Below are 13,876 nucleotides of genomic sequence, written 5' to 3' on the forward strand. Positions count from 1 at the left end.
AAGAACCGCGGGACACGCGGGGATAGCCTGTTTTAGCTTTGCCCTGAAGGGCAATCGAGCAGGAAGCCCCCACTTCAAAATCTGTAAGATTTAAGTGGCGGGAGCATGTCACCCGGAAGTATTACAAAACAATTTATTTTTATATTATGATGGGGTTATTTGTTCCGTCGCAGGTAGTATTGTTGCCTGTAACCAAAATGATGTCAAAGTTAAATATGCTTAATCATGCGGGACTGATTATTCTGTATGTGGCATTTAGCCTGACGCAGGGAGTATTTCTGTTTGTAAATTATATCAGAGGTCTTCCTTACGAAATTGAGGAGTCTGCACAGATTGACGGTTGCAGTGTATTTCAGACATATGTAAAAATAGTACTTCCTCTGGTAAAGCCTATGATTTCTACGTTGCTGATCATGGATACTTTGTGGATCTGGAATGACTTTATGCTCCCTTTACTAATTTTAAACCGTTCACAGGCTATTTGGACACTTCCTCTTTTTCAGTATAATTTTAAGACAGAATATTCTTTTAACTATACAATGGCGTTTACGGCATATTTACTTGCTATGCTGCCTATGTTGATCATTTATTGTATGGGACAGAAATACATAGTCAAAGGACTGACAGCAGGATCTGTAAAAGGTTGATCCTGTAGAAGTAGTATATTGCGGGCGAAAGGAGAATCATGAAAAGTGAAGGTGCTGGTTGTAGAAGATGAATTTTATGCAAGAAAAGCCATGATAAGACAAATCAAAAAATATGATCAGGATGGACTTTTTGAGATATCGGAGGCATCTAATGAAGAGGAAGGCTGGGAATTTTGCGAAAAATATAAACCAGAACTTGTCTTGACAGATATTCGTATGCCTAAAATGGATGGGATACAGCTTCTTCAGGAGATCCGCAATAATGAATTAGAAATAAAAGTAATTATTCTGAGTGCTTGCTCTGATTTTGAATATGCTCGCAGTGCAATTGTAAATGGAGCTTCAGATTATTTACTGAAACCAATTGATGATACGGCTCTGACAGAATGTCTGAATAAGTTTGTCACTCAGCATAAAATAGAACGAAAAGAAGCTTTGCTATCCAGAAAAGATATGGCAACACAATATATTTTGAACAGCATTCAGGAATCAAAATATTCCGGTTTTATAGAGAAAAATATGTTTGAAAGAGTGTTTCCGCAATATCAGCTAGGTGTTTTTCTGTTTCTTCATGATAAGCCCAGACAGGAAATCTTTCTTACGGAATTGGAAGAAAGCTGCGGAAGTATCATGCTGACGAAGATTCGGTTTGTAGAATTGAAACCGGATATGTGGATATTGCTTGTAAGACCGGAGGGAGATATGCTGTTTTTCTGGAGACGTATCAGAAAACTGCTGGAGAAAGAGGATTCCCAGGTTAAGATAGGAATCAGTAATGTGTATGGTGCAAATGCTTCTGTTTTGGATGCTTTTAGAGAAGCAGTTACTGCGATAAAGAGCAGAATTTATAAAAGGGAATCTCTGATTTTTGCGAAGGAAATAAAACAGGAAGATTTTTCAGAATATTACCTTGAAAAAGAAATAGAAAGAGAACTGGAACAATATCTAAAGGAAGGGAATGAAAGCAAAACAGGGACAACGCTGGATAAACTTTTTAAAGATATTGAGAAAGTTCTCCCAATTCGAATAGAATGTATGGAACTTCTGTATTCGCAGATTATCCTTATATACCGAAGGACGATTCGAATGGAAAATCATGATAAAGAATTAGATAATCTGTCAGAAAGTTTTCTGAAGTTTGATTCTGTTTTGGAGATTGAAAGCTATCTCAGGAGGATTGCGGAAAATATTTGTCATATGCAGCCGCAGAGACAATCAGATGAGTTGACAAATACGGGAATGGACATTGTGGAGAAGATGAGTGAATATGCAGTCAATAACTATAATATGGACATTACAATCCGGAATCTTGCGGAAAATGTATTTTTCATGAATCAGAGTTATATCAGCCACTTATTTGCTGAGAAGAAAGGAATTAGTTTTTCTGCATTTCTGCGAATGATTCGGATTTGTCATGCTAAGGAATTTCTGGCAGATGCGAGATGGTCCGTAACAGATGTTGCATTGATGTCGGGTTATAACGATACCTCACAATTTATACGTATTTTCCGACAGGAAACAGGAATGACACCAAAGAAATACCGAATATTTCTGAAAAATGGAGGAAGTGAAAATGAATCCAGGGAAAGTTGAATGGAATGAAGAAAATAAGCCACAGCCGGATATGGAATTATTAGAACAATGGATCTCCAGACAGGAATATCAGATGCGAGAAGATATTGCAGCATTGATCAGAATCCCGAGTATTGCTGATCAGCAGGAAGCAATTCCGGGGGCACCATATGGAAAAAAATGCAGGGAAGCACTGGAACAGATGCGAGCATTTGGATTGAGAGAACAGATGGAGACAGAAGATATAGACGGACACTGTCTGACTATTGCTACAGGCAAAGGGAATGTTGAGATTGGAATATGGAATCATCTGGACGTAGTTCCGGAAGGAAAAGGATGGATATATCCGTCCTATACGTGTACAGAAAAGGATGGCTATTTAATTGGGCGTGGAGTACAGGATAATAAAGGTCCTGCAGTTGCTGTTTTATATGCAATGAAATATTGCAGGGAAAAAGAAATTCTGAATAATATTAAAGTAAGGCAGATTCTTGGATGTCAGGAAGAAAGCGGTATGACAGATGTAGAATATTATCTGAAATACAAAAAAGCACCGGAATATTCTTTTGTTGCTGATTGTGGATTTCCCGTATGTTGCGGAGAAAAAGGACATTGTATTGTGTTGATGGAAACTGTTAGTGCAGTAGAGGGGATTCTGGAATTTGACGGAGGGACTGCGCCTAACAGCGTGCCGTCTTTTGCTCATGCGGTTGCGGAGAACAAAATAGGACAAAAGAGCGAAGAAACAGCAGTGGGAATCAGTGGACATGCAGCTTTTCCGGATGGAACTCAAAATGCAATAGGTATACTTTGTGGAAAGTTGAAAATGCAAAATTTTTCTAAACAGACAAAAAGAGCATTAGAATTTGTGGAGAGACTTTCAGAAGGTGGTTATGGGGAAAAAACAGAAATTTGTTGTTCTGATGAATGTTCTGGTAGACTAACATGCAATATAGGTCAGGCATTTCTGCACGAAGGACATTTGAGAATAGTGATTGACATCCGTTATCCAGTTACTAAAAAAACAGAAGATTTTCTTCCGAAGCTGCAAACAGAAGCTGCTAAATCAGGAATTCGCATCATTGGTATTGAAGACAGCAGACCATATTATATGAATCCGGAACAGCCTTTCATACAGACTCTGATGGAAGCATGGAGGGAGGTTACAGGTCTTGAAGGCAGACCATTTGTTATGGGAGGAGGAACTTATGCGAGGAAAATTCCCAATGCAGTGGCATTTGGCCCTGGACAGGAGCGAAATCTAGACAGGCTCGGACTTCCAAAAGGACATGGAAACTGTCATTGTGCGGATGAAGCGGAATTGTTTGAAAATCTGAAGAATGCAGTGAAAATATATGTTTTTGCACTTAAAAAACTGGACAAAAGAATAAAAGAAATACGTTAACTAAAGAGAAATACATAAATTAAGTATAATACAGGAGGATACAAAATGAAAATGTTTCAGATTAGTGACAAAATAGACAATGTATCAAGAATTGGAATTGGATGCATGAGAATTACAGGTTTATCTGATGAAAAAGCGGTAAGAAGTCTGATTGAAGGAGCACTGGAGTGTGGAATTAATTTTTTTGATCATGCAGATATTTATGCAGGCGGAGAAGCCGAAACACTATTTGGAAATGCGCTGACACCTCAGTTGCGTGAAAAGATGGTGATTCAGACAAAATGTGCCATACGTCCGGGTATCTGTTATGATTTTTCAAAAGAATATATTCTGAATTCTGTAGATGGAAGTCTGAAACGTTTAAAAACAGATTATGTAGATATATTACTTCTTCATCGTCCGGATGCGTTGATGGAGCCGGAAGAGGTAGCAGAAGCATTTGAAATTCTGGAAAAAAGCGGAAAAGTAAAAGCATTTGGTGTAAGCAATCACAATCCAATGCAGATTGAATTACTAAATCAATACTGTGGTGGAAAAATCTGTATTGATCAGATACAGTTTTCAGCGGCTCACTGTCCAACGATTGATGCAGGACTAAATGTAAACATCCATAATGATGCAGGATGTGATCGTGATGGTGGTATTATCGAGTATGCAAGACTGAAGAAAATGACATTGCAGGCATGGTCTCCGTTCCAGTATGGAATGTTTGAGGGAATATTTATTGGAAACGAGAAATTTCCGGAACTGAATAAAGTGTTAGATCGTCTGGCAGAGAAATATGGGGTAACACAGAATGCAATCGCAGTTGCATGGATTATGCGTCATCCCGCAGGAATCCAGACAATTGTAGGAAGTACAAATCTGAAAAGAATTCAGGATATAAGTAAAGCATCCGATATTGTTCTGAGCCGTGAAGAATGGTATGAAATTTATCTTGCAGCAGGAAAAATGCTGCCGTAAGAAAAAACATATCATCTGAATCAGATGGTAAAGAACTTTGCTTGACAGTTAGGAGAAGAGAGAGCGTATTCATGGAAAAAAAAGTGTATGAGAGTTATCTGGAGATTCTCAGAGAGGAACTTGTTCCTGCTCTGGGATGTACGGAACCTATTGCAATTGCATATGCAACTGCAACAGCAGCTTCTGTGCTGGAAAAAGTGATAAAAACAGATGATATATCCGTGCAGAACTTACGCAAAATGGACATAGAGCAGTTGTAGTTATAGAAAATAAACATACGAATATTGTCCTGATCAAAAAAGACGATGAGGTACTGTTGGAAAAGAAGGGCTTTCAGCAGAAAAAAACAGAGAAAAACCAGGATAAAAGAGATTTGCTGAATGTAGCAGATATTCTGGAGTTTGCAAAAATTGTGAATATAAAAGAGATAGAGGAAGTCATAGGACGCCAGATTGCCATGAATACAGCAATTTCCGAAGAAGGTCTGCGTAATCATTACGGAGCAGAAGTAGGACGTACCTTGCTTCGCGCATATGGTGATGATGTCAAAGTACGTGCCAGAGCAAAAGCGGCAGCTGGATCTGATGCAAGAATGAATGGATGCTCTATGCCGGTAGTTATTAATTCCGGGAGCGGAAATCAGGGAATGACCTGTTCTTTGCCAGTCATCGAATATGCCAGAGAACTTAAAGTTCCTAAAGAGAAAATGTATCGGGCACTGGTTGTAAGCAACTTAGTAGCGATTCATCAGAAAACTTATATTGGAAGTCTGTCAGCTTACTGTGGAGCGGTAAGTGCCGCATGTGGAGCAGGAGCTGCCATATCCTGGTTAAACGGGGGTGATTACAATGCAATATCTAAAACAATCACAAATGCTCTTGCAAATACAAGTGGCATTGTATGTGATGGAGCTAAGTCTTCATGTGCTGCCAAAATCGCTTCAGCAGTAGATGCAGCAATTATGGCATACGCTCTGGAGGATGCAGATCATTGTTTTCAGGCAGGAGAAGGATTGGTACGTGATAATGTTGAGGATACAATCCGAAATATGGGATACGTAGGAAGAGTTGGAATGAAAGATACAGATGTTACAATCCTGAATTTGATGATCAATCAGAAAAAAGTATAAAGAATAAAAGCAAAGAACCTGTCAGGTTTTTGGCAGGTTCTTTGTCATGGAAATTTTCATCATAAAATTTTAAGGAGTATTTTGAGTAAATATTTATTGCCATATATCTCATGGGATAACAATCATCTGTTGCCGAAGATGAGTGATATCAGACAACTATGGGCAAGAATAACATCTGATATCACATCATTCATCAACAGATCACAGACTGCTGTGAATGATATCCAGCACCTGTTTTAATTCATGCACACCGACCTGTCCCGGAGCAGAAGCTTTGGAAGCAGCGCCGAAAGTGAGAGCGGAGCCAAATGTCTCACCTGTCAGGCGACTTACAACGCCTGTTCCTGCCATGGACATGGTAATGATTGGGCGGTCTGCATATTTCTCAGACATTTCCAGAGTAGCAGAGAGGAGCGTAAGAACATCCTGTTTGCAGGTCGGCATAACAGCCATTTTCGGAATATCAGCACCGAAATCCTGCATCATACGAAGACGTCTGATGATCTCCTCCTTCTCAGGAGTCTTAAAGAAATCATGGTTGGAAGCAATTACCTTCACACCTGCCTTATGAGCAGCGTCAATGATCGTTTTTACAACATCATCGCCTGTAAATGCTTCTACATCAATTAAATCTACATAACCGCTCTGTGCAGCCGCGATATTTAAAGCAGCGTAATCACTTACAGAAATCTCTTTTTCCCCGCCCTCTTTGGAAGTACGGAATGTAAGGAGAACAGGGATATCTTTTAAGACTTCCTGAAGCTCTTTTGCGGTTTCTAATACTTTTTCAGTAGCAAAGACATCATCGAACCAGTCAACACGCCACTCAACCACATCAACCGGAAGAGTGGTGATCTTTTTGGCTTCTTCGAGAATGTCTGTTTTTGTTTTTCCAACGATCGGAACGCAGATCTTAGGTCTGCCTTCACCGATCACAGTGTTTTTTACCTGAACAGTGTTCATTTTCTTATCCTCATATTTCTTATCATATTAAGAATAACCGGGGTATCAGTCATCATAGGAGATGTGAAGAATCTCTTTCATATGTTCGATAGGCATTGGTTCGCCTGTCCATAACTCAAATGCAGCGGAACCCTGGAATAACATCATTCCCAGACCGTTCATTGTCTTGCATCCTACCTCTTTGGCCATGGAACGCATCTTTGTCTCCAGAGGAGAGTAAGGAACATCAATAACGATCAGCTCAGGACGGAAGTAAGATTTGTCCGGAACAACGGACTGTCCTTCCAGTGGTTTCATTCCCACACCTGTAGCATTGACAAAGATAAAACTATCATCCATCTCAGCTTTCAGTTTATCAAGATCTGCCAGATCATAAAGAACTGCATGGCAGGATGTCTTTGTGTTGATCTTCTCTACTGTGGATACTGCACGATCCCAGAATTCATCCTTGCGGTTAAAGATTGTGATCTCGGCAACGCCGTCCAAAGCAGCCTGGATCTCGATAGCAGTGGCAGCACCGCCTGCACCGACGATAGTCATTTTCTTTCCGATCACATCAATATCATTATCTTTCAGGGCAGACATAAATCCGATACCGTCAGTGATATGACCTGTAAGATGACCGTTGTCATTTATGATTGTATTAACAGCACCGCATAATTCTGCTGCAGGAGAAAGCTCGTCCAGGTATTTTCCAACCAGAGTTTTGTTTGGCATGGAAACATTGGAGCCTCTCATTTTCAGAGTGCGGATTGCTTTTACTGCATCCTCAATTTCATCTGCACCAACCTCGAAAGCAAGGTAAGCGTAGTCATACCCGAGTTTTGCAAAAGCCTCATTCTGCATTGCAGGAGAGCTGGAGTGACGGATCGGGTAAGCCATCAGACCGATTAATTCAGTATGTCCGGTAATTCTTTCAGCCATTATAATATCCCCTTTCGTATTTTGTTGTAAAGGTTTTTATTGAAGGTATCCCATCTGAGTCAGTGTATTAAGGATATTTCTTCCTTCCAGAGTTCCGTCGATAATCCTTCTTGCACGTTTGCTGTCGCCGATGTTCAGAATCTCAACATCATCAGAAACAAAAGCATCGGAAAGCTCTGCGAAAAGCTGTCCCTGAGCTCTCATACCAAGACATACGAATCCGTAGTCAAATGGAAGCTCACGTTCACCTTCTGCATCTTTTACAAGGAAAGAGCTGTCTTTTACTTCCTGAAGAGCTGTCTTTGTAAGCTGGGCCACATGATGTTTCTTCATCTGGTCTTTCATGTCATTCTTTGTAACAGGATCCAAGTCACGTCCAATCTGATCCATCATCTCCACGATAGAGATTTCAGCATTTCTTGCTGCAAAGAATTCCACAACATCAAGACCAACAGCGCCGCCGCCCACAACAACAACCTTCTTGCCTGTCATATCTTCCGGATAGTCATTGATGTGATTAATCATTCCCAGGATAGAAGCAACCTTGCTGCCTTCTTTGTCAATGCGGTCGTGAAGTCCCCTGATCGGAGGAAGCAGTGGTGCGGAACCTGTGGAGCTTACGATCAGGTTCGGATGGAACTTGCGGATATTTTCCGGTGTTCCCTCTGTGTTTGTAAAGATATAAAGATTCTCAAGTTGCTCTGCTCTGTGGATCAGATAGTTCGGGAAATCAGCCAGACGCTTCTTTGCAGGGATCTTAGAGATCACAGAAGCAAGACCGCCAAGAGTCTCACCCTTTTCCAGAAGGAAGGTATTACAGCCTACTTCTGCGGCTGTACAGGCAGCTTCCAGTCCGGCAGTACCGCCTCCGATTACTACAACGTTACAGTTTTTGTTTACTTTCTGATTCTTATAAACATCACCTTCCAGAACAGCCGGGTTTACAGTACAGCGGATCGGACGGTTAAAGCCGATTCTGTTTCCTGCACATCCGATGTTACAGGAGATACATTTGCGAAGGTCACATTCTCTGCCTGTAGCTACTTTGTTCACCCATGCAGGTTCTGCGATAAGACCACGTCCCATACCGATTAGGTCTGCATTGCCGTCAGCGAGGATCTGCTCGGCAACCTTCGGGTTACGGATATTTCCCATGGAGATACATGGTTTGCCGAATTTCTCTCTGACAGCTTTAGGCATATAGGAACGCCATCCGTCTTTCATGTAGTTGGCATCGATCTGATACTGGATAGAACCGTTTAAACCGCAGGAAACATCGAAGATATCAACTTCATCCTGAACATATTCCAGATATTCAAGAGTATCCTCAAGAGTGTTGCCGCCTTCCATCAGCTCATCTGCGCTGAGACGGAGCATGATCGGGAAGAAAGGTCCAACCTGTTTTCTTACTTCCTCAATGACCATACGGCAGAAACGTGTTCTGTTTTCCACAGATCCGCCGAACTCATCTGTACGTTTGTTTGTAAGAGGAGAGAGGAACTGGCTGATCAGATAGGAATGTCCCGCATGGATCTCTACTGCGTCAAAACCTGCAGCCTGGGCTCTCTTTGCGGCCTCGCCGTATTTCTTTACAATGTGATGGATTTCTTCCACTGATAACGGACGCGGGATCTCTCCGCCTTCTTTGGACGGAATATCAGATGCGGAAACCGGCTGCATATTTGTACGTGCGGAAACAGCGGAAGCACCTGCGTGGTTGATCTGGATCGCAATACAGGTACCATATTTGTGGATCTCTTCACAGAATTTGTACAGACGCGGCAGATAGTTGTCGTGGTCAATACGAAGCTGAGTAGTTCCGTTGGAACCCTGCGGAGAATCCACACTTGCATTTTCTACGATGATCAGACCTGTGCCGCCTTTGGCACGCTCTTTATAATAATTAATGTGAAGAAAACTCATTTCGCCGTTCTGTTCCCCGTAATTGGTTCCCATAGGCATCATAACGATACGGTTTTTGATAGTCATATTTTTTACTGTGAGTGGTGTGAAAATATGCTGGTAATTGCTTTTCATTACGTCTTTCCTCCTGAAATTTTCTGTTGGATCTATAACTGTTCAGTGCTTTAGCTGTGGCCTGAATTTCTTTGATGTGTTAATTATATAACGGGATAATCCATAAATCTAATTGATAATTCGTGCTATATAATAAAAAACATCTATGGTTTTGCTGAGACTTTTATACCTGTGTAGTCGGATTCGCAGACAAGTGAGTGGTATAGTTACTTCAAACACACTGGTTTGCGGGAGAGGGTGAAATACGGGACAATACAAAATAACCGTAATACCTTCTATTAAATAGGAAGAAATGCTCAAAAAAACAAAATTTGGAGAAACCTGACAAATTTTTCTGCTATATTTTTAACGAAAATGACAAATAAATGTTGAAATTTTCTGCCGGAAAAGGTAAAATTAAAATCGGCTAAATTTTTGGGTTAACTTTTAAATATTCTCATAAAGATGGAGGGCAAACAAGAATGAGTAATGCAACACAAAGCTTAGCAGGCACAAGAATTACTTCTTTGCTTGACGCAAACAGTTTTGTCGAAATCGGACAGGGTGTAACAGCCAGATCCACAGATTTCAACATGACTGCAAACAAGGCACCATCTGACGGTGTTATCACCGGATATGGTGTGATCGATGACAAACTGGTTTATGTATACAGCCAGGATGCATCTGTATTAAACGGTACTGTTGGTGAAATGCATGCAAAGAAGATCACAAGACTTTATGATCTTGCCATGAAAACAGGCGCTCCGGTTATCGGACTTGTTGACTGTGCAGGTATCCGTCTTCAGGAAGCAACAGACGCACTGGAAGCTTTCGGACAGATTTATCTGAAACAGACACTGGCATCCGGTGTGATCCCACAGATCACAGCAATCTTTGGAACATGCGGCGGTGGTATGGCAGTTATCCCGTCCTTGACAGATTTCACATTCATGGAATCCAAAAAAGGAAAAATGTTCGTCAACACACCAAACGCACTGGAAGGAAACAACACAGACAAATGCGACACAGCAGCTGCTGATTTCCAGAGCAAAGAGACAGGTCTGATCGATGGCGTTGGTACAGAGGATGAGATTCTTGGCCAGATCCGTTCCTTAGTATCACTTCTTCCTTCTAATAATGAAGACACAGACAATTACACAGAGTGTACAGATGATCTTAACCGCGTATGCGCAGATCTTGCAAACTGTGCAGGAGACACAGCAATCGCACTTTCCCAGATTGCTGACAACGGTGAATTCTTCGAGACAAAAGCAGACTATGCAAAAGACATGGTTACAGGCTTTATCCGTTTAAACGGTGCTACAGTAGGTGCTGTTGCAAACAGAAGCGAAGTATATGACGCAGAAGGCAAGAAAGTAGAAACATTTGACGGAAGCATCTCTGCAAGAGGCGCAAGAAAAGCAGCAGATTTCGTGAAATTCTGCGACGCTTTTGATATTCCGGTACTTACACTTACCAATGCAACAGGCTTCATGGCAACCTTATGCAGCGAGAAGATGATGGCGAAATCCGTAGGTGAACTGGTAGCTGCATTCGCAGATGCAACTGTTCCGAAGGTAAATGTGATCATCGGCAAAGCTTACGGTACAGCTTACGTGGCAATGAACAGCAAATCTATCGGTGCAGACCTTGTATATGCATGGGATAACGCAGAGATCGGTATGATGGATGCTTCCCTGGCAGCCAAGATCATGTATGCAGATGCAGATGCTGCTGAACTGAATGAAAAAGCTGCTCAGTACAGAGAGCTTCAGAATGGTGTTGCTTCCGCAGCAGCAAGAGGCTATGTTGACACTGTGATCAGTCCGGCTGACACAAGAAAATATGTAATTGGTGCATTTGAGATGCTGTTCACAAAGAGAGAAGATCGTCCGTCTAAGAAACATGGAACGGTCTAAGCGGGGTGACGCATATGAAAATGATCAAAAAAATAACTTCTGTATTCATGACATTTCTCGTAATGGCTGCACTGGTGATCGGCAGCACCTCTGTGGTATTTGCCGCAGATAAGGTTGATGATACTGTTAAGTCTACACTGGTAACTACAGCAGAGGGACTGACAGATGCCATTGTCCAGCTTAAAGATGAAGAAATCGAGAATTACATGAGTTCAGGAGATGACTTTACAACAAGTGCTATGCAGTCCTGGCAGACATCCAAGGATGAACTTGGCGCAAAGAAGGACAGCAATGGTGAAACTACTGTAACTTTCAAAGATGATCAGTACACAGTTACTGTTCCTCTTAAATTTGAGAAAGCAGAAGCAAACTTTGTATATGTCTTTGACTCACAGGGAACACCGACTTCCATGTCTGTAGATGTACAGTATGGTATGGGCAAGACTCTTCAGAGAGCAGGTCTTAATACTCTGATGGGTATTGGAACTGTATTCGTAATGCTGATTTTATTAAGCCTTCTGATTTCTCTGTTCAGATTCATTCCGAATCCGGAAGCAAAGAAAGCAGCAGAAGCAAAAGCAGCCAAAGCTGCAAAAGAGGCAGAGGCAGCAGCAATCGCAGCGGCAGCACCTGCACAGGCAGAAGAGAACCTTGCAGATGACGGAGAGCTGGTAGCTGTTATCGCAGCAGCAATCGCAGCAGCAGAAGGAACTACAACAGACGGCTTCGTAGTTCGTTCCATCCGTAAAGTAAAAAGAAATAGAAGATAATTGTCATTTATTTAGGAGGATTTTAAAATGAAAAGCTATACAATTACAGTAAATGGTACAGCATATGAAGTAACTGTTGAAGAAACAGGAAGCGTATCCGCTCCTGCAGCAGCTCCAAAAGCAGCACCTAAGGCTGCACCTGCAGCAGCTCCGAAAGCAGCAGCTCCTGCAGCAGGCGCCGGCGCAGTAAAAGTAACTGCTTCCGTACCTGGTAAAGTTGTTAAAGTAGCAGCAAGCGTTGGACAGGCAGTAAAAGCCGGAGACAGCGTAATTATTCTTGAATCCATGAAAATGGAAATCCCTGTAGTAGCTCCTCAGGACGGTACTATCGCAAGCATTGATGTTGCAGAAGGTGCCTCTGTAGAAAACGGAGATACTTTAGCAACAATGAACTAAGACGGGAGGTAGTCAAATGTCTTATGTAACAGAAACATTGTCCAACCTGATTCACCAGACAGCATTTTTCAATCTGACATGGGGCAATTACCTGATGATCGCAGTAGCCTGCGTATTCCTTTACCTTGCTATCAAGAAAGGATTCGAGCCGCTTCTGCTTGTTCCTATCGCATTCGGTATGCTGCTTGTAAATATCTATCCGGACATTATGGCAAACCCGGAAGATATGTCCAATGGTGTAGGTGGACTTCTTCATTATTTCTACATCCTTGATGAGTGGAGTATCTTACCATCCCTGATCTTCATGGGTGTAGGTGCCATGACAGACTTCGGTCCGCTTATCGCAAACCCGATCAGCTTCCTGATGGGTGCTGCGGCACAGCTTGGTATCTATGCAGCTTACTTCCTTGCAATCTTTCTTGGATTCAACGGAAAAGCAGCAGCAGCTATCTCCATCATCGGTGGTGCTGACGGCCCGACCTCCATTTTCCTTGCAGGTAAACTTGGACAGTCTGCACTGATGGGACCGATTGCAGTGGCAGCATATTCCTATATGTCACTGGTTCCGATCATCCAGCCGCCTATCATGAAACTCTGCACAACAGAGAAAGAACGTAAGATCAAAATGGATCAGCTTCGCCCGGTTTCCAAACTGGAGAAGATCCTGTTCCCGATCGTTATCACAATCGTTGTCTGCTTGATTCTGCCTACAACAGCTCCGCTGGTTGGTATGCTCATGCTTGGTAACCTGTTCAGAGAGTGCGGTGTTGTAAAACAGTTGACAGAAACAGCTTCCAATGCCCTGATGTATATCGTAGTTATCCTTCTGGGTACATCCGTAGGTGCTTCCACAAGTGCAGAAGCATTCTTAAACGCAGATACTCTGAAGATCGTAGTTTTAGGCCTTGTTGCATTCGCAATCGGTACATTCGGCGGATGTATGCTTGGTAAACTGCTCTGCAAACTGACTCATGGAAAGATCAACCCGCTGATCGGTTCCGCAGGTGTATCCGCAGTACCTATGGCAGCCCGTGTATCCCAGAAAGTGGGTGCAGAGGCAGATCCTACAAACTTCCTTCTGATGCACGCAATGGGCCCGAACGTTGCCGGTGTTATCGGTACAGCCGTAGCAGCCGGAACATTCATGGCTATTTTCGGAGTATAACCAGAAT

Annotated in this window: 11 protein-coding genes and 1 pseudogene; 9 read left to right on the top strand and 3 right to left on the bottom strand. The window is 42.2% G+C overall.

Translation table 11 applies throughout. The annotated features are described in order from the left end of the window. Positions 1 to 53 precede the first annotated feature (53 nt). The 5 genes and pseudogenes from G4417_RS13395 to G4417_RS13415 all read left to right on the top strand — a co-directional run bounded on the left by G4417_RS13395 (position 54) and on the right by G4417_RS13415 (position 5,716). Entirely contained in the window at positions 54 to 647 is a 594-nt protein-coding gene (locus G4417_RS13395; RefSeq protein ID WP_330598378.1) for a carbohydrate ABC transporter permease, read from the top strand. A gap of 45 nt (positions 648 to 692) precedes the next feature. Next, positions 693 to 2,240, top strand: a complete 1,548-nt coding sequence (locus G4417_RS13400) for a response regulator transcription factor (RefSeq protein WP_173683835.1) — start codon at positions 693 to 695, stop codon at positions 2,238 to 2,240. Further along, positions 2,221 to 3,624 carry a Sapep family Mn(2+)-dependent dipeptidase gene (locus G4417_RS13405; protein ID WP_173683836.1) on the top strand — a complete coding sequence of 468 codons (1,404 nt, stop codon included), beginning with the start codon at positions 2,221 to 2,223 and terminating at the stop codon, positions 3,622 to 3,624. Before G4417_RS13400 ends, G4417_RS13405 begins: the two co-directional genes overlap by 20 nt. Before the next feature lie 45 nt (positions 3,625 to 3,669). After that, on the top strand, positions 3,670 to 4,587 hold the full coding sequence (locus G4417_RS13410; RefSeq protein WP_008704480.1) for an aldo/keto reductase: 918 nt from the start codon (positions 3,670 to 3,672) through the stop codon (positions 4,585 to 4,587). Between the two features lie 71 nt (positions 4,588 to 4,658). After that, a pseudogene (locus G4417_RS13415) lies at positions 4,659 to 5,716 on the top strand (serine dehydratase subunit alpha family protein). Positions 5,717 to 5,917: 201 nt separating this feature from the next. On the opposite strand, the gene aroD reads toward G4417_RS13415, so the two are convergent. From aroD to G4417_RS13430, 3 genes are read right to left on the bottom strand one after another with little or no spacing between them, the layout of a single operon-like run. After that, entirely contained in the window at positions 5,918 to 6,679 is a 762-nt protein-coding gene (gene aroD, locus G4417_RS13420) for a type I 3-dehydroquinate dehydratase (RefSeq protein ID WP_055152430.1), read from the bottom strand. Between the two features lie 45 nt (positions 6,680 to 6,724). Further along, positions 6,725 to 7,603, bottom strand: a complete 879-nt coding sequence (locus G4417_RS13425; RefSeq protein ID WP_173683837.1) for a shikimate dehydrogenase — start codon at positions 7,601 to 7,603, stop codon at positions 6,725 to 6,727. Between the two features lie 36 nt (positions 7,604 to 7,639). After that, positions 7,640 to 9,640 carry an FAD-dependent oxidoreductase gene (locus G4417_RS13430; RefSeq protein ID WP_173683838.1) on the bottom strand — a complete coding sequence of 667 codons (2,001 nt, stop codon included), beginning with the start codon at positions 9,638 to 9,640 and terminating at the stop codon, positions 7,640 to 7,642. Positions 9,641 to 10,101: 461 nt separating this feature from the next. Here G4417_RS13430 and G4417_RS13435 point away from each other — a divergent pair, with 461 nt between their 5' ends. From G4417_RS13435 to G4417_RS13450, 4 genes are read left to right on the top strand one after another with little or no spacing between them, the layout of a single operon-like run. Further along, positions 10,102 to 11,538, top strand: a complete 1,437-nt coding sequence (locus G4417_RS13435) for an acyl-CoA carboxylase subunit beta (protein WP_173683839.1) — start codon at positions 10,102 to 10,104, stop codon at positions 11,536 to 11,538. Positions 11,539 to 11,552: 14 nt separating this feature from the next. Then, entirely contained in the window at positions 11,553 to 12,308 is a 756-nt protein-coding gene (locus G4417_RS13440; RefSeq protein ID WP_173683840.1) for an OadG family transporter subunit, read from the top strand. Between the two features lie 27 nt (positions 12,309 to 12,335). Further along, entirely contained in the window at positions 12,336 to 12,704 is a 369-nt protein-coding gene (locus tag G4417_RS13445; protein ID WP_022381146.1) for a biotin/lipoyl-containing protein, read from the top strand. Between the two features lie 16 nt (positions 12,705 to 12,720). Then, entirely contained in the window at positions 12,721 to 13,869 is a 1,149-nt protein-coding gene (locus G4417_RS13450; protein WP_008704466.1) for a sodium ion-translocating decarboxylase subunit beta, read from the top strand. Positions 13,870 to 13,876: the final 7 nt, after the last annotated feature.

This window comes from Blautia wexlerae (assembly GCF_013300825.1).
In the GTDB taxonomy this organism is placed as follows: Bacteria; Bacillota; Clostridia; order Lachnospirales; family Lachnospiraceae; genus Blautia_A; species Blautia_A wexlerae_B.